This is a genomic window from Hydrotalea sp. GW822-HT8A01 (genome assembly GCF_058798575.1).
This window is the reverse complement of the sequence record NZ_CM179506.1, coordinates 626,956-651,256: the sequence shown is the minus strand read 5'-3', so window position 1 is coordinate 651,256 and position 24,301 is coordinate 626,956. Positions and strand designations below refer to the sequence as shown.

21 protein-coding genes and 1 riboswitch are annotated in these 24,301 nt (G+C 39.4%); of the genes, 10 read left to right on the top strand and 11 right to left on the bottom strand.

Annotated elements, in window-relative coordinates:
* Window positions 1–8: 8 nt before the first annotated feature.
* The gene (thiS, locus tag AC3QLY_RS02880) at window positions 9–212 is read right to left on the bottom strand and encodes a sulfur carrier protein ThiS (protein ID WP_068243955.1); all 204 of its coding nucleotides are present in this window, start codon (window positions 210–212) and stop codon (window positions 9–11) included.
* Window positions 213–279: 67 nt separating this feature from the next.
* Window positions 280–370: riboswitch (TPP riboswitch) on the bottom strand.
* A 441-nt stretch (window positions 371–811) separates the two neighbouring features.
* Complete coding sequence (locus AC3QLY_RS02875; RefSeq protein WP_074418207.1) at window positions 812–1,192, bottom strand: hypothetical protein; 381 nt, start codon at window positions 1,190–1,192, stop codon at window positions 812–814.
* 216 nt (window positions 1,193–1,408) lie between these two features.
* On the opposite strand from AC3QLY_RS02875, the gene AC3QLY_RS02870 reads away from it, so the two are divergent.
* Both AC3QLY_RS02870 and AC3QLY_RS02865 read left to right on the top strand, forming a co-directional pair.
* On the top strand, window positions 1,409–1,759 hold the full coding sequence (locus AC3QLY_RS02870; RefSeq protein WP_074418216.1) for a single-stranded DNA-binding protein: 351 nt from the start codon (window positions 1,409–1,411) through the stop codon (window positions 1,757–1,759).
* A gap of 644 nt (window positions 1,760–2,403) precedes the next feature.
* Window positions 2,404–4,947 carry a helix-turn-helix domain-containing protein gene (locus tag AC3QLY_RS02865; protein ID WP_492990543.1) on the top strand — a complete coding sequence of 848 codons (2,544 nt, stop codon included), beginning with the start codon at window positions 2,404–2,406 and terminating at the stop codon, window positions 4,945–4,947.
* Window positions 4,948–4,999: 52 nt separating this feature from the next.
* Here AC3QLY_RS02865 and AC3QLY_RS02860 read toward each other — a convergent pair whose 3' ends face one another.
* The 4 genes from AC3QLY_RS02860 to AC3QLY_RS02845 form a co-directional block, all read right to left on the bottom strand.
* Window positions 5,000–6,229, bottom strand: a complete 1,230-nt coding sequence (locus AC3QLY_RS02860) for an MFS transporter (protein WP_492990541.1) — start codon at window positions 6,227–6,229, stop codon at window positions 5,000–5,002.
* 316 nt (window positions 6,230–6,545) lie between these two features.
* On the bottom strand, window positions 6,546–8,060 hold the full coding sequence (locus AC3QLY_RS02855) for a S41 family peptidase (protein ID WP_218331124.1): 1,515 nt from the start codon (window positions 8,058–8,060) through the stop codon (window positions 6,546–6,548).
* Window positions 8,053–9,084 (bottom strand): thiamine-phosphate kinase, encoded by a 1,032-nt coding sequence (gene thiL, locus AC3QLY_RS02850; RefSeq protein WP_074421281.1) that lies wholly within the window; start codon window positions 9,082–9,084, stop codon window positions 8,053–8,055. Before thiL ends, AC3QLY_RS02855 begins: the two co-directional genes overlap by 8 nt.
* 18 nt (window positions 9,085–9,102) lie before the next feature.
* Window positions 9,103–9,882 (bottom strand): inositol monophosphatase family protein, encoded by a 780-nt coding sequence (locus tag AC3QLY_RS02845; RefSeq protein WP_218331123.1) that lies wholly within the window; start codon window positions 9,880–9,882, stop codon window positions 9,103–9,105.
* Between the two features lie 104 nt (window positions 9,883–9,986).
* Here AC3QLY_RS02845 and AC3QLY_RS02840 point away from each other — a divergent pair, with 104 nt between their 5' ends.
* The 5 genes from AC3QLY_RS02840 to mtgA all read left to right on the top strand — a co-directional run bounded on the left by AC3QLY_RS02840 (window position 9,987) and on the right by mtgA (window position 15,503).
* Window positions 9,987–11,912 carry a glycosyltransferase family 2 protein gene (locus AC3QLY_RS02840; RefSeq protein ID WP_218331122.1) on the top strand — a complete coding sequence of 642 codons (1,926 nt, stop codon included), beginning with the start codon at window positions 9,987–9,989 and terminating at the stop codon, window positions 11,910–11,912.
* Window positions 11,913–11,985: 73 nt separating this feature from the next.
* Window positions 11,986–13,521: a GH3 family acyl-acid amido synthetase gene (locus AC3QLY_RS02835; protein ID WP_074421220.1), complete on the top strand. Its 1,536-nt coding sequence runs from the start codon at window positions 11,986–11,988 to the stop codon at window positions 13,519–13,521.
* A 28-nt stretch (window positions 13,522–13,549) separates the two neighbouring features.
* Complete coding sequence (locus tag AC3QLY_RS02830; RefSeq protein ID WP_074421219.1) at window positions 13,550–14,182, top strand: LysE family translocator; 633 nt, start codon at window positions 13,550–13,552, stop codon at window positions 14,180–14,182.
* A 46-nt stretch (window positions 14,183–14,228) separates the two neighbouring features.
* Window positions 14,229–14,777, top strand: coding sequence for a hypothetical protein (locus AC3QLY_RS02825; RefSeq protein ID WP_074421218.1), 549 nt, complete (start codon window positions 14,229–14,231; stop codon window positions 14,775–14,777).
* A 12-nt stretch (window positions 14,778–14,789) separates the two neighbouring features.
* Window positions 14,790–15,503, top strand: a complete 714-nt coding sequence (mtgA, locus tag AC3QLY_RS02820) for a monofunctional biosynthetic peptidoglycan transglycosylase (RefSeq protein WP_074421217.1) — start codon at window positions 14,790–14,792, stop codon at window positions 15,501–15,503.
* Between the two features lie 34 nt (window positions 15,504–15,537).
* Here the strand turns inward: mtgA and AC3QLY_RS02815 are convergent, their stop codons facing one another.
* The 3 genes from AC3QLY_RS02815 to pnuC are packed head-to-tail and all read right to left on the bottom strand — an operon-like array spanning window position 15,538 to window position 17,271.
* Window positions 15,538–16,086, bottom strand: coding sequence for an AAA family ATPase (locus AC3QLY_RS02815; RefSeq protein ID WP_287101010.1), 549 nt, complete (start codon window positions 16,084–16,086; stop codon window positions 15,538–15,540).
* Window positions 16,068–16,628, bottom strand: a complete 561-nt coding sequence (locus AC3QLY_RS02810; RefSeq protein ID WP_074421216.1) for a DNA-3-methyladenine glycosylase I — start codon at window positions 16,626–16,628, stop codon at window positions 16,068–16,070. The genes AC3QLY_RS02815 and AC3QLY_RS02810 overlap by 19 nt, the downstream gene beginning before the upstream one ends.
* A 4-nt stretch (window positions 16,629–16,632) precedes the next feature.
* Entirely contained in the window at window positions 16,633–17,271 is a 639-nt protein-coding gene (pnuC, locus tag AC3QLY_RS02805) for a nicotinamide riboside transporter PnuC (protein ID WP_081301432.1), read from the bottom strand.
* A 55-nt stretch (window positions 17,272–17,326) separates the two neighbouring features.
* Here pnuC and AC3QLY_RS02800 point away from each other — a divergent pair, with 55 nt between their 5' ends.
* Entirely contained in the window at window positions 17,327–17,737 is a 411-nt protein-coding gene (locus AC3QLY_RS02800; RefSeq protein WP_074421214.1) for an OsmC family peroxiredoxin, read from the top strand.
* Here the strand turns inward: AC3QLY_RS02800 and AC3QLY_RS02795 are convergent.
* Window positions 17,712–17,912 carry a DUF2891 family protein gene (locus AC3QLY_RS02795; protein ID WP_353744836.1) on the bottom strand — a complete coding sequence of 67 codons (201 nt, stop codon included), beginning with the start codon at window positions 17,910–17,912 and terminating at the stop codon, window positions 17,712–17,714. The genes AC3QLY_RS02800 and AC3QLY_RS02795 overlap by 26 nt on opposite strands.
* A 443-nt stretch (window positions 17,913–18,355) precedes the next feature.
* Between AC3QLY_RS02795 and AC3QLY_RS02790 the strand changes: the two genes are divergently transcribed.
* Both AC3QLY_RS02790 and AC3QLY_RS02785 read left to right on the top strand, forming a co-directional pair.
* Window positions 18,356–19,450, top strand: coding sequence for an aromatic ring-hydroxylating oxygenase subunit alpha (locus AC3QLY_RS02790; protein WP_218331118.1), 1,095 nt, complete (start codon window positions 18,356–18,358; stop codon window positions 19,448–19,450).
* A 54-nt stretch (window positions 19,451–19,504) separates the two neighbouring features.
* Entirely contained in the window at window positions 19,505–20,920 is a 1,416-nt protein-coding gene (locus tag AC3QLY_RS02785; RefSeq protein ID WP_218331117.1) for an APC family permease, read from the top strand.
* Window positions 20,921–21,420: 500 nt separating this feature from the next.
* Here AC3QLY_RS02785 and AC3QLY_RS02780 read toward each other — a convergent pair whose 3' ends face one another.
* Window positions 21,421–24,252, bottom strand: coding sequence for a TonB-dependent receptor (locus AC3QLY_RS02780; RefSeq protein WP_492990534.1), 2,832 nt, complete (start codon window positions 24,250–24,252; stop codon window positions 21,421–21,423).
* Window positions 24,253–24,301: the final 49 nt, after the last annotated feature.

The window sequence follows — 24,301 nt, the reverse complement described above, 5'->3', positions numbered from 1 at the left end:
TAATTAAATTATCCTCCCTGCGAAGCCCGAATCAAAACAAGCTTATCATTTGGTTGTAATTGATACTCGTCCCAGTCTTTTTTTTGAATAACAGTATTGTTAACTGCCACTGCAATTCCATTGTATGAAGTAATTGCAAGTTTATCTAGTAGCGCTGTAATAGTTTGGCCTTCAGATAATTCTATCTGAGCCTCATTTAAATGAATAGTCATATACCATTAATAATGGTGAAATAAAAAAGAACCAATAAACTTTAGGAAATACAAAAAAGCAGCAAAAAAAGAAGTATTTACTTTTCCCTACGCAGGCATTATCCTGATCAGGTAAAGGGTATCATCTCAGCCGTATTTCGGCACCCCTAAAGCATTTCAAAAGTAGTGTATTCTAACAATAAAAAAGAATTAAAATTTTAAACTGCAGATTAAAAAATCGCAAATTAATTTTTACTACATATAAATTATAGTAGCTTATTCCAAAAATTATTTTTTTGAATCACACCCCAATTGTATTAGATAGTTCTATAAAAAATAACTAATGCTATTTTGCTTGGTTAACAATAGCATAGCATAGTTTTATAAGCGCCTACTACCAGAGGCTTCCTGCTCCTTGTACAATTACAAAAAGCCCCTTTTCATTTACATAGCCTTTTCTGAACACAAGTATGCTTAGTGTATCTTTACCCAACAATGCTTCGGAATTAGCCCAACCGCACACCGGATCAAATGTGTATTGTATAAAAAGAGGTAGCGTCCACTTTTCTTTATTATATCGAGGCAACAACCACCCACCTCCATTAAAGGAGTAGCCCCCACTATGCCTCTTTTCTTTTTACCAATAAATACCAATTGTTTTCTAATGGCAGATAGCCATAATCATAACAGAAAAAATAGGTATCGCCCTTTTTGTTGGTATAGGTATGGGTGTGGTATGTGAAAGAAAATCCTTTTTGTACCAATTTTTCCTGCGGCAGTTTTATCATACCCAATGCTTGGGGTAGTAATTCTTCCAATATTTTCCTGTTTTTAATCAGGCTGTTATTAATGCTGCGCACATAACTGCTGTAATGGCTTTTGGCTTTGAGTTCGTTGTTGTAAGTATTACGACAGGCATCATCGCAAAATTTTTTGTCGGCCCGGCCTTTCACAGGCTTACCACAACACAAACAGGTTTTTATGGGAGTGGATAACGACATCAGCAAAGGGTTTTAAACTACAATATAGTAAATATTTATCTGTGTGCAAACGTTTAAACACATTTATATACGATTAGAAATAATTAAAAACCGACTCCTGTTTTTGAACCGTTGCAATTTTGTGTTGTTGAAGCGGGAATGACGTCGCCGGCTTTAATTGAAATAAACAAAATTCATCATCGCTGTTCAAACCAATACAGCACAAATTGTAAAACTATGTACGCTTTAAAAAACAAAGTTCAGTTAATCGGAAACTTAGGTAATGCTCCAGAAATTAAAAATTTAGATGGGGGCAAAAAAATGGCTCGTTTTAGTGTAGCCACCAGTGAAACCTATCGCAATGCAAAAGGCGAAAAAATTGCTGAAACGCAATGGCACAATATTGTTGCTTGGGGTAAGGTGGCCGAAATTGCCGAGAAATATTTACAAAAAGGGAGTGAGGTGGCATTGGAAGGCAAATTGGTTTCCCGTTCTTATAACGACAAAGCGGGTAATAAAAAATACATTACCGAAGTGCAGGTAAACGAAATATTAATGTTAGGGGAAAAGCAGGGGGTTAAGGCTTAATGCAAACATCGGGTATGCAATACAAGCAGGGAAGGGCGATAGAATATACCTTCCCTGTACTTACCCGGTTAAACAACAGAGTATATTTTCAGCAAATCCTTACAACTATTGTTTTGTTTACTTTATGCTAATGGTTTGCCATGGTTAGTATAACATAATTCGGATTTTTATGCAATTAAACTAAAGCGGATTGCAAAGGAGGATAATTGAGATTGATTGTTGCGCTGTGGTATTATGTGGTATTATTTTTATAAAGCTTGGGCTGGAAAAATAACAGAATTCAGCAATTGTATGATTACAGCAGATATTTGGTTGCCAAAAATCGGTTACCAATAAATGGAATGATGTAAGAGAAAAGCAACTGCTAATTTGTTTGTAATTTTAAACGTTAACCCTTGTTTAACTGTATATTAAATTGCAGTTTTTTTTAAAAAATGTTACCCGAATAAAGGCTTGCTGCAATAGTGCCGGGTAGGCTTTTAAAAATTACAAATTTTCTGTAAATACACCTGAAACAATCATTCATTTGAAATGAAAAGAAAAATAATCCATCCCTTTATCCGCTCATTTATAAAAATGCCGGAAAAGGTTTTGCAACCATCTGTTTTTGAAAACAAATTGTATCCAATTATCTTTATTCCCTCATGGTAACAGATACTTCCAACAAAGCCTTTCAATTAGCAAGTGATTTTATTCAATATACCCAACGTTCTGTTTTTTTAACCGGGAAAGCAGGTACGGGTAAAACCACTTTTTTAAAATATATAAAAGAACAATCGCTTAAACAATTAGCCATTGTTGCACCCACGGGTGTTGCTGCCATAAATGCCGGCGGCGTTACCATTCATTCTTTTTTTCAATTGCCATTCAGTCCATTTATCCCGGAAACCAATACAAAAAATTATTTTCAATTAAATGTCAAAAACGCATCGCCCAAAATGATGGACCGGCATTATTTATTGGGCCGAATAAAAATAAATACAGAAAGAAGAAGAATTTTTAATGAGCTGGAACTACTGATTATTGATGAGATTAGTATGGTTCGGGCTGATGTGCTGGATGCTATAGATACTGTGTTGCGCCATTTTAGAAAACGTCATTACGAGCCTTTTGGCGGTGTTCAGGTTTTGTTGATTGGTGATATGTATCAACTGCCGCCTGTTGCCAAACAGGAAGAGTGGCAAATTTTATCGGAATACTATGATAGCCCTTATTTTTTCAGCAGCCGGGTTATACAGGCAGCACCACCAGCTTATATTGAATTAGATAAAATATACCGGCAAAAAGATGCTGATTTTATTGAAATATTGAATCAAATTCGCAACAATTGCTTAAGCGATAACGGTTATACCTTGTTGCACCAACATTATCGGCCCGATTTTCAGAGTGCAGATGCAGACGGGTACATCATGTTAACCACCCACAACGAAAAAGCAGACCATATTAATGCGCAACAATTAAAAAAGCTAACCAAACCCTTACATACCTTTCATGCCAGCATTGAACAGGATTTTCCGGAAAAAAATTATCCTGCCGATGTTGCATTGCAATTAAAGGTAGGGGCACAGGTAATGTTTATTAAAAACGATGCGGATAAAGCCAAACGTTATTTCAACGGTAAAATTGGGATAATTGATAAAATGGAAGAAGATAAAATATTTGTTCGTTGTGCCAACGAACCCGATTTAATTGAAGTGAAAAAATACCGTTGGGAACATGTTCGATATGCACACAATGCACAAAAACAACAAATTGAAGAAGAGGTAGTGGGCGCATTTACACAGTATCCGCTGCGTTTGGCCTGGGCCATCACTATTCATAAAAGTCAGGGCCTTACTTTTGAAAAAGCCATTATTGATGCCGGCGCTGCTTTCGCACCCGGACAGGTATATGTAGCACTAAGCCGATGTACCAGTTTGCAGGGAGTAGTACTTCATAGCAAGATTTCAGCACAGAGTTTACATACCGATCAACGCATTGTAAATTTTGCAGCAGGTTGCAAAACAGAAGCTTTACCTTACACTTTACAGCAATCAAAAAAGTTATTTCAACAAAAAACAATTATTGCATTATTTAATTTTGAAACTGCTACTAACCTGTGTGCTGCTTTAAAAACACTTATTACAGAACAACAAACTGCCTTTAATGATTCTGCAATAGACTTTGTACAAAAAATTTCAGAAAAAATTGATGCACTAATTGAAGTAGGAAAAAAATTTCATCCGCAATTAATTCAATTGTTTCAGGAAGATGAGCTGCCAGAGGCAATACCAGCCTTACAACTAAGAATACAGCAGGCCGCTCTTTATTTTGATAAAGAAATACAAACCCTGTTAGAATTTTTAAAAATCTCACCAGTAAGTACAGACAGTAAATTGCAGGCTTTACATTACAATGATTTAATCAAGGAATTGTATACACAATTAGCAAAACAACAATACCAATTGCAATTATGCAACAATGGTTTTTATGTGGATGTTTTTTTGCAGAAGAAAAAAGCGTATACAATGCCCTTCTTTTCCGTAAATGCATATGCAACCGCAATACAAACCACCAATAAACCGGTTCCGAATGCAGCATTGTTTAAATTATTAAAAGCACAACGCGATAGCCTTTGCGAAAGCAAAAATCTGCCCATTTATATGGTTGCAGGCAGCAATAGTTTGTATGAAATGGCGCAATACCTTCCACAAACATTGAACGATTTAAAAAAAATAAGCGGGTTTGGTACCGTTAAAACCGCTCAGTATGGCATGATTTTTTTAGATATTATTCAACGCTATTGCAATGAACATGATTTGCCTTCGTTGATGGATCAAATAAAAGTGAAAAAAGAAAGAAAAGAAAAATCAGACAAAGTAGTAAAGCCTGACACAAAATTCATCAGTTTCCAACTATACCAATCCGGCAAAAGTATAGCCGTCATTGCTGAAGAGCGGCAATTAACGGTACAAACCATCCAAAATCATTTATCGCACTATGTTGCAGAAGGAAAATTAAAGGTTACAGATTTTCTTCCCGAAAAAAAACTCAATTCCATATTGCCTCTGTTAACAAATGATACTATAGCAAAAGGCATAACATTCATAAAGCAGAATGTTGTTGCTGACATTAGTTATGCCGATATTAGAATGGCCATTGCCTGGAAAACTTTTTTAGAAAAACAAAATACAATTATTACAAAATAATGCAACCGGGAAAATGTGTTCGGGTTCTTTCCGCTAATTTATTATATTACATTCATTCGCTTTGCTGCGTAACATTTTCCTTTATTACCACTAAATAAGAAATACCAAGACTAAGTATGCCAATACCTGAAAGTGATGCATATCCCAAATAGTGTTGCAAAGGCGCACTTACAAAGCTTCCCAAAACAGAAGCAATGGCCAAAATTGCATTGAATAAGCCCATGGTAGCGCCTTTATTATAGGGAGAAAGTTTTACTGCCAAATCAGTACCCGAAATACTGATTAATGGCCAGGTAATTACCAATAAAATAAACCCGGGAATTGCCACACATTCTTTTCCAAAAGGAAAGAAAAAAGCGCCAAACAACATCATAAAACCTGTAAAACGCAATAATAAAGCTGCCCGGTAAACTTTATTGCTGCCCCATTTTGCAGAAAGCTTTCCGCCATAAGTATATAAAATAATGGCGACTGCAGAAAACAAGCCATAAATAAAAGAGGTTAATGAAGAAGATACCGCATACGCATTTTTTAAGGTTACCGGCAAATAAGCAAAGAAGGAAGAAATACCGAAACACAATAAAAACCAGGAAACCATAAAGCAACCAAAGGGAGTGGTTGTTTTGCTTTTTATTGAGCCCACCGTTTCGTAAATTTTTATAAAAGAAAAATGCAACGTGTTGCTATACATTTCTATTCTGGCAAAAAATCCGAGAAAATGTATATCCGTTATTTTCAGTAATTTCTCTTTCAATCCAGTTAATGCAATATGCGGCATTTGTTGTTTTGGAATACTTTTTCTAACAATCAGCAATGCCGGTATTAATATGATGGCAGCAGCAATAAACCCAACCTGTATATTCACTACAAACGCACTGGCCATTAACAGGCCGGTTACCTGACCTATCCCATAAAATGTTTGCAACCAGACAATACGAGGCTCCCATTCTTTCTGTGGATTAAACTCAACCACAAAAAGAGTAGCAACTGTAGTGGTGGCATCAACAGAGGCGCCTGCCAAAAATGCCAACAGCATCCATATCCATAATGCATTAAAATAAGTAATACAAAAACCTACCAGCATTAACACCGCTATTCCCGAAAAAAACAGCAATCGGTGCATTTGATACTTATCTGCCAGTCGGCCCCAAATAAATGAACACAATAACCCCAAATTATTAGCACTCAAAACAATTCCCACCCAACTTACCTGATGCGATAAATCGGCCACCATTAATGGCAATAAAATAGGAATTAATCCGGCAGCTATAATTCCAACCAATGCATACCCATAATACTATTGCACAACCTATCGCCGTGGTTCCTGTAAATACATCAAAACACGCTCTATTCTTAATTCCAGCCTTTTCTTTATTAAAATTTCTTTATTCAAAAACATGCTTGCAACATTTAATACAATTCAACAAATGTTAACACAAGACAGTGATAAAATGTTATCGTAACGTAGGGTTTTTGGGCATGTTCACAATATAATAAAAAATTATGAGTTTTGCATGTTCTGAATAAACAAAAAGCTAAAAATCAGATGAAATTTCTGCAAAAAAGCATGAGGGTGCTAAAAGAAATGTTAGACTTGTTTACTTGTTTTGTACTATTTTGAATATTACCTGTTGTAAAGCATTGGGCGGTAGGGTTAAATGGTTACGTTGCTGCGGCTGCACCCACATATCGGGCAAAACGCCCTTGCCATTTTTAGGCCTTGCACTATCTAATACTACCCGATACATGGGCAATGTAATGCGTAGTTTAGAATTGGGTAATTTGAGATGAGGTAAAAACAGTGCATTGTTGCCATAATACGCACCTCCCGAAGGTGTTCCAGCAATTTGTACATTCGGCTGCCCCTTTAAACTGCCGGTAAACATAGCGGCTGCAGAAAATGTGTAGCCATCTTGCAACAAAAAGATATGACCGTTAAAATGTTTTTTTAATTTAGGACGATAAATATGGGTTTCAATCCTTTTTGCATGAAACAACCTATCTGCCCCTTTTACTGAACCCCATTGCATGGGAAACCAATACAACCACCAAGGAAGAATGTAACGCTTATCCCACATGGTTTTGTGCAAGGATACTGCTGTGTCGGCCACTTTAAAAGGCTGCCGAATTAAATATTTGGTAAGCAAAACCGATTTATTAACATTACCACCTCCATTACCCCTTACATCAACTATTAAATGAGTAATTTTTTGTTGTTTTATGGTGCGAAAAGATTTGCGGAAAAACCTCCTTAACCTGCCACCGCTAAAACTGCTTACATACATATAAGCAAAGCGATGCAGGGTATCTATTTGCAAAGAACGTTTTAATTGCAATGCAGATATTTTTTTAGCAGGTAACGGATAGGCCTTATTGCTTCTTATGGTAGTAGCATGAAGCGCACTTGTATCTTTTTCAGGAACATAATTTTTGAGGCATACCGTTTTTTTTGCTCCGGAGGTATCAATATATTGTAATTGATAGGTACTATCTAAACCAAATACCAACCGATACCAAGCTGGAAAATTGTTGCTGATTACCTGTGCTTTAAAATATGGATTATTGGCATCGGCACTGATGAACTGATAAAGGGAGTCGATAATTTGTGCAGCCGAAAATTGATTGATGGTCAATACCTCCATGCCTTTAATGAGCATTGTATCTTTTGCATGCATATTTTTAAATACATACAAATGATTTTTCCAATTATACAAATAGAGTGGAAACATCGGGAACCGGTTGTTCATCAAATAATGAATATATAGTTTAGAAAATCTTACTGCCGTATGGCCACATTCAATGGTAGCTACCATTTGTGCCACTTTGTTATGAAAAGCCAGCTCGGTTAATGAATCGATTACCGATTGTTGCAATGCTGTAAAAGCTGCATCAATATTAGTTTTATCGGCATACCAATATAATCCCGGATGGTTTTGTTGCAACGTTTTTTTTAAAATAGCCACATCTTTTTGTAAACGTTGCGGAGGTATTTTTTGTTGGGGAACATACTTACTAACGGAACAGCCTTGTAGTAATACAATCAACAGCAGACCATACAATGGTATTTTGCGCTTGAGCGGTATCTCTTTTTTTATGTAGCCTTGCTTACCCATGAAAAGCATTCCATCCCTGTGCTGTAATATCAAATAAATTTCCTCCGCGGCTAATCATTTTCTTTCCCTCTTCGGGTCCGGTCATATAACCCACTACAGCAATTTCTTCATTAATGGTAATGGCTTCGTAATCTTCTTGCTTCAGCGTAAATACCAGTTCATAATCTTCTCCACCATTCAGTGCACAAACCGTTGGGTCTAAACCAAATTTAAAGGCAGCTGCACGGGAAAGTTCATTGATCGGTAATTTATCTTCATACAACCTGCAGCCGAGATTGCTTTGTTTGCATAAATGCAAAATCTCGCTACTCAACCCATCGCTAACATCCATCATGGAAGTGGGTGTTATATTATTTTTTTCAAAGAAAGTGATGATATCTCGGCGAGCATCAGGCTTTAATAAACGCCCCACGATATAATCTTCGCCTTCTAAATTGGGCTGAATATTAGGGTTTTCTAAAAAAATCCGCTTTTCTCTTTCCATGAGGGTAAGGCCTAAGAAAGCGCCACCTAAATCGCCACTCACACAAATTAAATCGCCTTTTTGAGCGGTACTTCTTTTTACAAATTTATCAGGCGCAACTTCACCTATGGCGGTAACAGATATTACCATTCCTTTTTTAGAAGTAGAAGTGTCGCCGCCTACTAAATCAACCCCATATTTTTCGCAGGCTGCATAAATGCCTTCATACAATTCGTTCAATGCTTCCACACTAAAACGATTGCTGATTCCAATACTTACGGTAACCTGTGTAGGCTGTGCATTCATGGCATAAATATCACTCAGGTTTACTACAATACTTTTATACCCCAAATGTTTTAATGGGGTATACATTAAATCAAAATGTACGCCATCTAATAACAAATCGGTTGTAATAACCGTTTGTTTTCCGAAATGATCAATCACGGCAGCATCATCTCCAACACCCACAATGGTAGATGCATTTTGAATCTCAAAATTTTTGGTTAAATGTTCTATCAGGCCAAATTCTCCTAACTCCGAAATTTCAGTTCTGTTTTCCATATAATTTTTTATTCATTTTTATAAAGTGCCACCGTTTACTACTTGTTGCAATGCCTCGTGTATAACACCATTGGTAGCTATAATATGGGGCTGGTATGGACTGTAGGGGTTGCCAGCAAAGTCAGTAACCTTACCGCCAGCTTCTTCCACCATTAAAAATCCTGCTGCACTATCCCATGCATTGAGTTTGTGTTCATAAAACCCATCAAACCGACCCGCAGCCACCCAACACAAATCAATAGCGGCACTACCCAGTCTTCTAACGGGAACCCCCTTGCGTATTAATTTTTCAAAAACCTGAATAGGACCATTGGGGGTGTCTATATAACTATACGGAAAGCCGGTAACCAGACAACTGTTTAACAATGCTGCTTTAGTACTTACTTGAATTTTTTTGCCGTTTAAGGTGGCACCTTCTCCTTTTTCTGCAACAAATAATTCATTCATAAAGGGGTTCAGCACAGCACCTAAAATCATCTCACCTTCTTTTTCAATGGCAATACTTATACAGCAAATAGGTATGCCGTTGGCATAATTAATAGTGCCATCAATGGGGTCAATTATCCATTTATAGTTTGAGTCTTGCACCAAAGCGCCCGCTTCTTCACTTAAAATAGCATGCATGGGATGCGCATTTTTAATAACATCAATAATGGCCACTTCACTCTTGGTATCTACTTCCGTTACCAGATTATTCATCCCTTCACTTTTAAAGGCAACGGAAAAATGTTGCTCAAAATACATTTTCATAACTCGTGCACCTGCCTGTGCTGCTTGAAGAAGTGTTTCTTTTAACATGCAACAAAGATAACCTTCCCTGCATTCATTTTTGTGGCATATTCAGGTGGGGACGCCCCGAAACCCTATTTTTACATAACGGGTGTATCCTGTTTAGCTGATATATGACCATCTCTGTTATTATAGTTAGTTATAATGTTCGTTATTTTTTAGCACAATGCCTGCTTTCTGTTCACAATGCTTTGCAGGGTATTGAAGGAGAAATTATTGTGGTGGACAATGCTTCAACCGATGATACGGTTGCCGATCTACAACCACAGATTCCGCATGTACACTGGATGGCGAATACCGAAAATGAAGGATTTGCCAAGGCCAATAACAAAGGCCTGGCAGCAGCTTCCGGAGAATTTATCCTTTTTTTGAATCCTGATACTTTGTTGCCGGAAAATTTTTTTAAAGAAATATTGACTTTTGTATCACGCCAAACGAATTGCGGGGCTGTAGGCGTAAAAATGATTGATGGCGCCGGTTATTTTTTACCCGAAAGCAAACGTTCATTTCCATCGCCCCTCTATGCCCTGTTTAAGTTGTGTGGTCTGGCAGCCATTTTCCCAAAATCGTCCTTTTTTAACTATTATGCACTTGGCCATCTTCCGGAAAATGAACTGCATCGCGTACCGGTTTTATCGGGTGCCTGCATGTTCATTCCAAAAAAAGTATTAGACACAACCGGTGGTTTTGATGAACAATTTTTTATGTATGGGGAAGATATTGATTTAAGTTATAGAATTGAACAGGTAGGATTTCATAATTATTATTTTGGAAAAGTTACCATTCTGCATTTTAAAGGCGAAAGCAAACCAACTGATTATCTGCAGCATGTGCAGCAATTTTATGGAGCCATGCAAGTATTTGTAAAAAAGCATTATAGGGGTAGTCGTGCGGTATTGATGGCAGTATTGCTGCAAATAGCAATTATTGGCAGCGCTATTTTCTCAATCATTGTAAAACAATTGCGCCAATATACTATAGTATTTTTTGATATTATATTGTTGATAGCAGCCAATATTACTGCCCTCTATTTTTGGAAAAATGCCTTTCATAACGGTATCCCCTTTCACACATTTTTTGTGCCTTATGCTGTAATATTGTATGCATTTGTTTTTGCAGGTATTTTATGGATGGGTGGGTTGTATGATGGCGTTTATAAACCTGCACAAACTTTAAGTTCGGGGGTATTGGCAATACTGATACTTTTAGCATTGTATGCCTTATTGCCCGAGCAGATTCGTTTTTCAAGAGGCGTAGTGGTGCTGTCAGGTTTTATTGGTTTATTATTTATTCTTTTGTTCCGAAGGCTGTTGCAAGAACTCAAATGGATTTCGGTGACCGGTTCAATAAGCAATTCGGCTATTGCCCTCTGTTCGCCGGATACAAAACCCGCTTTACAGCAATTTTTAAATTCATCTACCCATCACCCTTCCGTTTTGGCAATTTTTACACCACAGGAAATAGCAAGTTCTGATGCAGCTGACTGGGCATATCTGCCTGCAGCTACCCTCATTTTTGGCTGGGGTCATGGGTTGCCCATTCAATTAATTCTGCAACAGATGCAAAGCATGCCGGGGCGGTTTTACTTTCGCTTTTTCAACAAAAGCGCCAATGCCATGATTGGCAGCGATACCAGGAAAGAAAAAGGCGCTGTTTTTTTATCTGAAAAAAAATATAACATTGCCCTCCCCGCTCAAAAAAGAATGAAGCGAGGTATGGATATTATGTTTGCCTTTTCTTGTTTTTGTATCAGCATATTAATTTTACTAAAAGGTGCTCAGGGTCTGAGTTTACTGCATAATGCATGGCTGGTATTCATCGGTAAAAAAACCTGGATTGGATATGCCTCTACACCAAACAGCCTGCCGCTGCTTAAACCCGGTGTAATAAATACACTTGGCAGAAATAACAGTCAATCCCTAACTTTGCCATTAACCCTGATACAAAAAACAGATGAAGTCTATGCCCAGCAATATGAATGGCCAAATGATATTATCTTTATGTTTCAGCACCTGAATGCACTGTTCAAAAATACTTAACTTACAGCATACGAACCCAATTGGAATGGGTTGTATATATGTATTTATGAATCAATAAATTATATCCCCATTAATGGCTATCATTGATATACACTTGCCTAAATCTGTTGCAAAAGCTTTGCGCCTTCCCAGCAATAGTCCGGAGCGCCAACAAATTCGCGTTTTAAAAAAATTATTACGAAGGGCTCGTTTTACCGAGTTTGGCCAGTTTTACCGGTTCGATGAAATATTGCTTTGTAAAAACCCTGCCAAAAAATTCCGACAACAGGTACCCACCTTTAATTATAGCAGCATTTACCGCGATTGGTGGCACAAAACTTTAGATGGCATACCCGATGTTTGCTGGCCCGGAAAAATAAAATATTATGCCCTTTCTTCCGGCACATCAGAAGCTGCCAGCAAATACATTCCCATTACCAACGATTTGTTAGCGGGAAATAAAATGGTGATGGTTAAACAATTACTTACCCTGCGTAATTACGAAAACATTCCTTTTAGTTCTATTGGAAAAGGCTGGTTAACCTTAGGTGGCAGTACCGATCTGCAAAAAAACCTGGGTTATTATGCCGGCGATTTAAGTGGAATTACCACAAAAAAGTTACCCCTTTGGTTTCAACCTTTTTATAAACCGGGTAAAAAAATTGCAAAAGAACGCGACTGGAATAAAAAATTAGAAGAAATAGTAGAAAAAGCCCCGGAATGGGATATTGGTTTTATTGTAGGCGTACCTGCATGGATACAAATGTGCATTGAGATGATTATTAAAAAATATCAACTCAACAACATTCATGAAATGTGGCCCAATCTTGCATTTTTTGTACATGGCGGTGTAAGTTTTGAACCTTACAAAAAAGGCTTCGAAAAATTGTTGGGCAAACCCATTACTTACATTGAAACTTATTTGGCCAGTGAGGGATTTATTGCATATCAGGATCGGCAATATGCTAAAGGCATGCGTTTGGTTACCAATGAACATATTTTTCTGGAGTTTGTGCCTTTTAACGAACAAAATTTTGATAGTAATGGCGACATGATTCAAAACCCGGAAACCCTCATGATTCATGAAGTAGAGGAAGGGAAAGAATATGCGCTGCTCATTAGCACCAGTGCCGGCACATGGCGTTACCTGATTGGTGATACCGTGAAATTTGTTGATAAAAAACGCTGCGAAATTATTATTACCGGCCGCACCAAACATTTTTTAAGCTTAGTTGGCGAACACCTGAGTGTAGATAATATGAATAAAGCCATTCAACTGGCAGGCGAACAATTAAATATTTGTATTCCTGAATTTACCGTAGCCGGCATTCCTTACCAAAGTTTTTTTGCGCACCATTGGTACATAGCGTGTAACGAACCTGTAGATGCAAATGAATTGAAACGCTGTATAGATGAGAACCTGAAAACATTAAACGATGATTATGCTGTTGAGCGAAGAAGTGCTTTAAAAGAAGTTTTTGTGGATGTGTTAAGTGAACAACAGTTTCTTGATTTTATGCAACAAAAAGGCAAAATGGGCGGACAACACAAATTTCCAAGGGTTTTAAAGGGCAATATGTTAAAAGAATGGCAGGAATATATGCAACAGCAAATGGCCCACAGTAAATAAGAATTATCTTAGTAGCCAGTTTTATGATATGATTGCACCGTTTTTAAAAGGACTGGTTTTGGGAATTATGCTGGCTATATCGGTTGGCCCGGTTATTTTTTCCATCATTAAACAAAGCATTAACAATGGTCATAAAGGCGGTTTTACTTTCGTTGCCGGCGTAAGTGCCAGCGATATTACCCTTGTGCTGATTAGCCAGTTGTTTACAGAATTGTTTCGGTACCTGCTCGATTTTAAAAAAGAAATTGGCATTGGTGGCAGCATGCTTTTAATTGCCATTGGCATTTTTGTTCTTTTCTTCAAAAAAGTAAAAATAAATGAAGATGGCAGCCAGATGATTGCCATGAGTAAACGCGACTATGTTAAAACTTTTTTCTCAGGATATTTTATGAATACCCTGAATCCCGGCGTAATTGGTTTTTGGTTGGTGATAGCCACTTCGGTAGTTGACCTTTCCCGCGGTTACCGTATCATTATGTTTAGTACCTGCTTATTGTTTGTACTAAGTACAGATATAGCCAAAGTATTATTAGCAGGAAAACTTCGCCAAAAATTAACCCCACACAATATTCATCTCATCAATAAAATATCCGGTTTAATTTTAATAGGCTTTGGTCTGGCATTAATTTGGGGTACTTTGGAATTTAGCAATCGCTTTTAACCAAAATTTAGTTGTATCATAAAAATTTGCAACTTAATTTACTTCGATGAAATATATTTTACTCTTCATTTTTTGCATCAATACCCTACCATCGTTTAGCCAAAACGATTTTGTATTATTGAAAAAAAACGGCTACACCATTGATCGGTTTTACAACGACAAGCCCATCACCGTTTATACCAAAAACCAAAATACCTACTCGGGCTTTGTGTTTTTTTGCAGGGATGACAGCATCATTATCCACCTTGGTTACATGGGTTTAAAACCAACCATGTTTGGCAGTACCATAGATAGTATTTTTATGGGTTTTATTACCATAGCAGTAAAAGATATTGCCATAATTCCCGCCAAAAGAATGACAGGGGCCGATATTGGCAACCTTGTTTTTAAAGCCGGATTTATTATTGGCGGCATTGCTGTTGTTAACCAATTCAACATTCCTGTCCCTACCATTTATCTGGCGCAGTTTGCTTCAGCATTAGCCATTAATTTTGCCACACAATACATTAAACCTTTTAAAAACAAACATCCCCCGGGTTACAAAATCGGAAAAAAATTTACGCTGGAATATATTCATCTGCCACCGGCAAAATAGTATCTTGCCAGCATGGCGGCAAACAAGTTGATATCCAAATGTTGGAAATGGACCACAAGGGTAGTATTGTTTTTATTTCTTTCTTCCCTGCTGTATGTAATTGCGTGCAAATGGATCATGCCCCCCATTACCCTTACGCAGTTGGGCAATGTGTTTAGTTATGGATTGAAAAGAGATTATATTTCCTGGAACAATATTTCTTACAATGCAAAGCTGGCGGCAATTGCCAGCGAAGATCAGTCGTTTGCCGACCACAATGGCTTTGACTGGGATGCCATTCAAAAAAGCCTGCACCCAAAAAAGAAAAAGAAAACCCGCATACCGCTCGGTGGTGCTGCCAGTACCATTTCGCAACAAACGGCAAAAAACGTTTTTTTATGGCAGGGCAGTGGCTTTTCTAAATACCTGCGCAAAGGGTTAGAGTTTTATTTTACTTTTTTAATTGAAAAAATTTGGGGTAAACAACGCATTTTAGATGTGTATTTAAATACCATTGAAATGGGGCCCGGTATTTTTGGTATTGAAGCTGCCGCACAACAATATTTTCATAAACCTGCCAAAAATTTAACCCGAACCGAAGCCGCCATGATTATTGCCTGTCTGCCCAATCCAAAAAAATTTACGGTAGTGCCCATGAGTACCAGGGTGGCCTGGCGTTATCCGCAAATTGTACAGCAAATGCGGAATATTGAAGATGATGCGGATATTCAAAAAATTATACAGTAACAGCAATGACATTCCGTTTATACATACCACAAATTCATAATATTGATCTCACTGCCTGAATGGCTTTTTCGGTGCGCTCTGCATAACTACCCGAAATAATTTGCCAGGGGGTTTGTTGATGTATTAAAATATCTTTATAAATAGCAAATAATTCTATCCTCGGTCCCTCATCGGGATATTCCCTCAAATCATCTTTCACCCAGGGCACATCTACATCGCACAATAAGTACAAATCGTAGCTGCGTTCCGCTATGGCTTCTAAAATAAACGGGCTGCATTGCCCAAATACATATTCGCTCCACACTTTCATAACATACATATCGGTATCTATCAATAGGCAAGATGCTTTCGGTAACTGTGTTTGAAGTTTCAAGGTAATTTCATCTTCCAGTGCTAATTGTCCGGCTGCAATTTTTTCCAAATCATCCAAGGTATATTCCTTTCCATGCACCTCTAAATATTCCCGTGCAAATTCGGGAACCCAAAGGGTATTAAAATGATGTGCCAAATTTTGGCATAGTGTTGTTTTTCCGGTGCTTTCCGGGCCTATCACTACTATTTTTTTTATGTTTTTCTGCTCCAAGCCGGTTTGCTTTTCATTAATTTTTTATAAATAATACAATCTGCATCGTGTGCGCCTGGTAAATAGCCCGTACTCATTAAAAACTCATTCACAATTTCACCGCCGGTAAACCGAAATGTATTTTTAAACAACAACACCCACTCCTGTTTTGTTTTTGAGTGATGATGTTCTATCCATTGTTTAAAAGATCCAAAAGCTTCCTGAAGCGTCAATATGACCTGTGCATTGTAAATGGCAGCCTCAATTTTTAAGCGATTTCTGATTATACCGGCATTTTGTAACAAGCGTTCTTTATCTTTTTGCCCATAAGCAGCCACTTTTGCAATATTAAATTGATGGTAGGCTGCTCTAAACGCTACCTCTTTCTTTAAAATGGTCGTCCAGCTTAAACCCGCCTGATTAATTTCTAAAACCAACCGGCAAAATAATTCATCATCACTATCAATCGGAAATCCATACAAATGATCATGATAGTATTTATGCAAAGCATAACCATTGGCATTTTCATCGCCGGAATCAATAAAAGAGCAATAAGGCAACATATTATTATAAACGGGTTTGTTTTGCTTTGGCTATCCAACTCGTTAAACCCATGATGGCCAAAATTAATAAAACAAGGTATTGAAAACTGGTAAACACCAATCCTTTATAAAAATTCAAGGGAATGGAGGCAACATTGGTAATAATCCACCACCACCAGTTTTCTACTTTCTTTTTATTCATTAAATACATACCGGTAAAAGCTGCAGCAGAGGTAAAGGCATCGGCTTGCGGTACTGTACTATCGGTAAAATGATGCAATACTAAAAACAATACTACCCAGCAAACCGCAAAGAACGCTACACTAATCCATTGTTCTTTTTTTGAATTATAAGAAATGTGCAAAACGGTTTGGTGATTCTTTTTTTTAGACCACATTATCCAACCAACAATGCTCATCACCGTGTAATAAAAATTAACGGAGGCATCGGCGTATAAACCATGTACCAGATACAAGTAAATGTAAATAATGGTACTCACCATCCCAACCGGATATACCAATATATTTTCCCTTCGGGAGAAAAACACACTGGCAATACCGCAAATAGTACCCGTAAATTCTAAGAAAGAAGTTTGTTGAATACCTGTTATCAGTTGGTGCCAGATTTCTGTTACATTCACGAAATAGGGAATTATTGATGGCATCAAAGATAAAGGCTTCTACATTTTGTATCTTGCCTGTTCAACAAATAATACCATTATGATTAGAAATGCAACTGCCATATGGACCGGCTCAGGTAAAGAAGGCAAAGGCCATCTTACCACACAAAGCACTACGCTGCAGCAAACCCAATATTCTTATAATTCACGTTTTGCGGAAGGTGTAGGCACTAACCCCGAGGAGTTAATAGCAGCCGCACATGCCGGATGTTTTACCATGAAATTAAGTTTTGTGTTAGGTGCAGCAGGTTTCACACCTGAACATTTAGAAACCAAATGCGAAATTACTTTGGGTGATGCCGGTATTACCCATTCGCATTTAATAGTTAAGGCAAAAGTTCCGGGCATTTCTAAAGATCAATTCGATGCAGCAGTAAAAGATGCAGAAGCCAATTGCCCCGTTTCTAAAGTATTGAATGCTGCCATCAGTTCTGAAGCAACCCTACTGTAATAGTGCATAAACTGCAAAACTGGCCAGCCAATGCTTGCCTCCAAAACTGCCTGGATGCAATATGGGGCAAACTGGCATTTAGGTGAGCAATGGCAGCCCGTTGCAACATTTTTTTTCTCGGATCTGCAGCCGGCAACTCCTTGGCTATGCCCTGCATACACCAACTTCGGCTCAACGAGTGTGTGTATCAGGTAAATCCAACCGAGTGGATGTGGAAGAGCTTACACATACAACACAGCCACTAAAATATGGACTTAGTTTTATATGTATAAACGTATTTTTATGTATTTAAATAAAATATTTATTAAATATATTGCCCATTGCGCATAGCATTTCCTCAATGCTGAATTAATTAACCGGTGAAATGTTTTTTTACTTTTGAAAAATTGATTTTGGGGTAGAGGTACCCGAGAGAAGCAATTGCTAATGGCCTGTAATAGAAATATGATTGCTAAGCAGTTAGATGTTTTTTGAAAGGCCTCAGCGGGTAAGGGATGATAGCAAGAGTTCGGTAAGAAGAAAAGGAGAATGTTTACACAGCTAAGTTAACATTCTCCACCCCCAAATCCCAACCTCAGGTTTCCGCTCAATTTCCTATTTTTAAAGAAATATTGAACCATGAGCAGTCTATTTGTTCATCCTGATATTGCAGTGGCCAGAACCATCGCTACCGATTTTTACCTTGATCCATATTATTTTGAAGCATCGAAAGATAGCATCTTTGCCCCTTCCTGGCAGTGGATAGGCGATACCGGCCGCCTCGATGCCAATACAACGGTATACCCTTTTACATTGCTGCCGGAATATCTGGAGGAGCCACTGGTATTGACTCGCGATCAACAAAACCAATACCATTGCCTCAGCAATGTATGTAACCATCGGGGCAACATCATTGCCCAAACACCGTGTAATGCCAAGCACTTGCGTTGCAATTATCACGGCAGGTTATTTCAACTGGATGGACGCTTTATCTCCATGCCCGAATTTGAAGGGGTGCAAAACTTTATTCCCGAAAACAACCACCTGCCCGAATTACCGCTGTTTCAATGGGGCAACCTGTTGTTTACCCGGTTAATGCCCGGCTTACCCGCCACCGCCTATTTCGGCGATATGATGCAACGGGTAAACTGGTTGCCGCTGCAACACATGGAGTATCGGCCCGATTTATCGGCCACCTATCAGGTACAGGCACATTGGGCATTGTATTGCGAAAATTATCTGGAAGGTTTTCATATTCCTTTTGTTCACCCCCAACTGAATGCCATCCTCAATTTTAAAGATTATACCACCGAATTATTTTCACTGAGCAATCTGCAACTTGGCATTGCCAAAGCGGGTGATGTTTGTTTTGATATACCGCCCAATGCGCCCGATGTAGGCAAACAAATTGCGGCCTATTATTTTTGGGTATATCCAAACATGATGTTTAATTTTTATCCTTGGGGTTTGTCGCTGAATATCATTGAACCCCAATCGCCCGATCAAACTACCGTTCGCTTTATCACTTATGTATACGATGCGGATAAATTAGGCAGCGGTGCCGGCAGTGGATTGGATACGGTGGAGCAGGAAGATGAAGCCGTAGTGCAACTGGTACAAAAGGGTATCCGCTCCCGTTTTTATCAGCATGGCCGGTACTCTGTTCTACTCGAACAGGGTACGCATCATTTTCACCGGCTGCTGGCACAAAGTCTGACACCTACTAACGGATAGGGCTTTTTGTTTTTTAAATCAGCAACCCAACTTTATCAACAATTAAACAATTGAATGGCTAAATTACAACGTACCTTGAGGTTTCGTACCACCGTTGCCATTGTGGTAGGAGGAGTAATTGGCTCCGGTATTTTTATGAAACCGGCACTCATGGCAGGACAATTGGGTGACCCATGGTTATTACTGAGTGTATGGGTAGTGGCAGGCCTCATCACGCTTTTTGGGGCTTTGAGTAATGCCGAAGTAGCAGCCATGTTTCCGGAAACAGGCGGCCAATATATCTTTTTCCAGAAAATGTACGGGAATGCCTTTGCGTTTGTATATGGATGGGCGGCTTTTGCGGTATTTAATACTGCCGGCAATGCATCTATTGCTTATGTATTTGCACAATACACCAATTATTTTATTGCGTTACCCCAATGCAGTGCTGCTACCGTACAGGCTGTGCATGTTACCATACCCTTGGTGGGTACCATTTATCCATTAAACCATATTGGTGTTAAACTACTCACCATTGCACTGGTGCTGGTGTTAACCTGGGTCAATTACCGCAGTGTGCGGCAGGGGGGTGCTATACAACGTGTATTAACCGCTTTAAAATCAGTAGCCATTGTACTATTAATTGGTGGCATTTTATTCTCCGGAAAAGGGCATTGGCATCATTTGCAGGAGCATTTACCCGGTGCACCAACGGGATGGGCTTTGGTGGGGGCTTATATGGCGGCACTGGCAGGTGCCTTCTGGGCTTATGATGGTTGGAACAATATCACTTTTGTGGCCGGCGAAATTCAACAACCCCAGCGCAATATTCCCAAAAGCCTGTTAATAGGGCTGTTTTTTTGTATGGTGGTGTATGCATTGGTGAACCTGGCCTATCTCTATGTTTTGCCCATCCATCGGTTGGCATTGTCTGCTTTTGTGGCTTCAGATGCTGCTACGGTGGTATGGGACACATGGGGGGGCAGTATGATTGCGTTGATGGTCATTTTCTCTATCATCAGCACCACCAATGCCAATGTATTGGCAACGGCAAGGGTTACCTATGCCATGGGCACCGAAAACCGATGGTTTGCCTGGGCGGGCAAAATGCAGCCAAAGTACCATACCCCTGGCAATGCATTGATTACCAATGCAGTATGGACGGTGATGCTGATATTGAGTGGCTCTTTTGATATGCTTACTGATATGCTCATTTTTGTGAGTTGGTTTTTTTATGGGATGAGTGCGCTGGGGGTATTTATTCTGCGCAGTAAAATGAAAGACACCCCCCGGCCGTACCGGGTATTTGGATATCCTTTTGTGCCCTTGTTGTTTGTTGCATTTGTAACTTTTTTTCTTTCCGCTACACTATATACAGATATTATGCAATACCGTTCAGGGCAGGCACCCATCATCAATTCATTACTGGGTATTTTGATTACCACTGCAGGTATTCCGGTCTATTATTTTTCGGGGAAAAACAAGGAATGAGGTTGAGCCAGTAGAATTTGGTCTTTAGGTTCAGTTACTACAGTATCTCCACAAAAGGTTATAACACCAACCATTCATTTTAACTACACAAAATGGGTAACGTTAGCAGTAGTGGCAATACTGCGGGAATTCCAAAAAAAAAACCGCCAGAACAGTAGGATATTGAAGTAATAGTATGGCACCCATTTCAAAACAAAGCTATTTGGTTCAACGGTAAATGAAGGCGCTGTTTAAACCTGCTCAAAAGGAGCAGTGTTTGGATAACAGGAAACTTCAGAATAGAAAGGCGCACTCCGGAGGAGTGCAGTCTGCCTTTGCAACCTATTTTCAGGAACAGAAAACAGTTAAGTTGGGTACTGGCAATTTCAACCGCTAGAAATCCAAGGATAAAAACAAAATGAGCAATTACAACATACTCAGTCCAAGACTAAGTTTCAAACACACCAAAAAAAACCGCCTCCCAAAGGAAGCGGCTGCTGTGTTGTAGTTGGAAAAAATGCTTAGAAGTTAAATGCTAATTTAACAAACATCCGCATGCCATCAAATCCCATTTGTACAGCATCGAAAGGTCCACCGGATTCACTGTCGTATGCAGAAGCATAACGTGCATTCGGCACGGCCGACAAATCAGGGTGAACATTGAATAAGTTATCAATACCGCCAAATAATGTTACCGACTTGGCTAATTTGTACGAAGCATAAATATCGGTGGTTACTTTACCATGAAACAAAAAGTTTTCGGGTACAGAAGTGGCACCATTATCGGTAGTTACATAAGGGTCGTACCCATTGCCACTACCCGAGATATTCGGGTCGCCTGGTCCGTTGGGGGTGGGGTTTGGAGAACCGGAATAACCAAATCCCTGTGTGGTTAACTGTCCAAAATAGGTAAAATGTATGCCTGCTCCAAATTTATTGCGGCTATAATCTAATCCCAATGAGAATTTAGATTTTGGGGCCGAAGCCATCAGAAAAGACTGTTCACGGCTGCTATAAAATGTTTGCTGGTGCAGGTAACTGGTGTTGAGTACATTGGGCACATTCAAAGCATCAATTTTAATGTTGTTAAAGTTGCCCGCTAATGTGGCATGCAAATTACTTTTACCAATATGTTTATTATAATCTATCACAATATCTAAACCGGTATTGGTAGTGGTAACGGCATTTGAAAAGAATTGTGCAGCTACTACATGCAGACTGTTTAATGCCGAGGTAAGCGCTGTGGGCAGAGTATTGTCAGATGCACTGAATTGTCCGGATAATACTACCCTGTTTTTGATATGCACTAAATAACCATCGGTGGTAATGGTTAAACCGGTGGCTGGTTTCCAGGTAAAACCCAGACTAGCATTGGTTGATTTTTCAGGTGTAAGTGGTGGTATACCAGCAGTGCGGGCAACCGGACTGTAATTAGGAACTATTTTCACGGCTACTAACTGACCACCCAGAATGCTGGTTTCAGTATTACTAAAGTTAATTTGTTGTAAAGAAGGGGCGCGGAAACCGGTACTTACTGAACCACGCAGGTTAAAGTTGTCGGTTACCTTATAACGGGTTGCAAATTTGTAGGTAGCCACACCGCCAAAATCTGTATAATTTTCTGCACGTACAGCCATATCAATTAACCATCTACTGGTTACATCTATGGAGGCATCTGCATAACCAGCAATCACGGAGCGGTTTGCATTAATTTCGTCGTCGGGCTGAAAGCCGGGGAAGCCCTGCGCACCGGGCGCTTTACTTTGGTCGTATAAAGCATAAGAAGCTTCTTCACCTTTATAAATTTTATAATTTTCATAGCGATATTCTGTACCAAATGCGAGATTAAATCCTTTGCTGATGTTTTTGTTCACACCCGCATTCACGGTATTCTGTAAAAAGCTAAACCCGCCATCATCAAAATTAGTTTTGTTGGCGCCGGCAGCATCTAAGGAAGCATTGAATGTTTTTTGGCCGAAATAATGGAAGTTATTATAACCGATAGTATTGCTGATATCCCAATTCCACCCCTTGCCTAAAGTGCCCCGAAAACCGGCAGAGCCTTCGTAGTCAGTAATATGTACATCTTCAATAGGGTTATAATATGTTTCTAAGCCGTCTGCTGTTTTTTTCATGATGCCGGGTACAAAAATCAGTTTGCCATTGGCATCGGTGGGGAATCGTTCGGGGTGTGCAGAGAAGTTACGGGTGTAGGCGTAGGCATTAGAGTTTTTGTAGTTGTAGCCTCCAAAACTGTAAAAGGTAGTTTGCGTGCCTGCTAATGGAATTTCCATGTTATACATACTCCCTGCAGCTAAAACAGAAGCATCGCCAAAAGCCCGGTGGATGGTATTGATGGGTAGGGCTTTCGGGTTAGTCATGACATTCGTATCAGGTACTTCCCGAAAAGTTTTGCCGGCAGAACGGAAATCGCCGCTAAAATTGATGAAGCCGCCATTTTTCCCAATCGGTAAGCCATAGTTCAACCCAACTGATACGGTATTACCATCTACCTGATGGCCGGTGTAGTATTGGCTCGGGTCGAAGCCGTTGAGCGAGTTGTATTTGTGGTCGTAGTAGCCCGACCAGCCGGTGTTGATGCTCAGGTGGTTCACATCTTTTTTCAGGATAATATTAATTACTCCGGCAATGGCATCTGAACCATATTGGGCCGAAGCACCATCGCGTAATATTTCCACCCGGTCAATGGCATCAACTGGTATTGCATTCAAATCGGTGCCCGAAGCCCCTCTGCCACGCGTGCCGAATAAAGACACAAAGGCTGTTTGGTGTTGGCGTTTGCCATTAATTAATACCAGGGTTTGGTCAGGGCCCAGTCCACGTAAAGTTGCCAGGTCAATCGCATCTGAGCCATCTCCGCCACTCTGTTTGTTGTAGTTGAAAGAAGGGGCTAAATAATTCAGGGCCGAGGTAAGGTCCATCCTCGCCGTGGTATTGTTCACCGTGCCCAGCTTAATCACGTCTACCGGCACGGGCGATTCGGTTTTACTTCTTCCGGCCCCGCGGCTTCCCACCATCACCACATCGCCCAGATTGGCAACAGATTCTTGCAATACAATGTTAAGATTACCGGTAGTGCCCGCTTTAATGGTTTGAGGTTCAAAGCCTACTGAGCTAATCTCCAGCGTAGCTCCCGGCGCTGCAGTAATGGTAAATGCCCCCTGGGCATTGGTGCTGGTAGTGGTGTGGGTGCCTTTTACCCGTACAGTTACACTCTCCAGCGGTTGCCCCTTGGCGTCAGTTACTTTTCCGGTAATCGGTTTTTGTGCAAAAATTACGGTGGTAGTCAATACCATTCCCGTTAGCAGTAAAAGTTGTTTCAGTAGCTTCATGCATTTTAGTTTTGGTCAGAAATAGTGTAAAACTGTAAATTACTGTGAA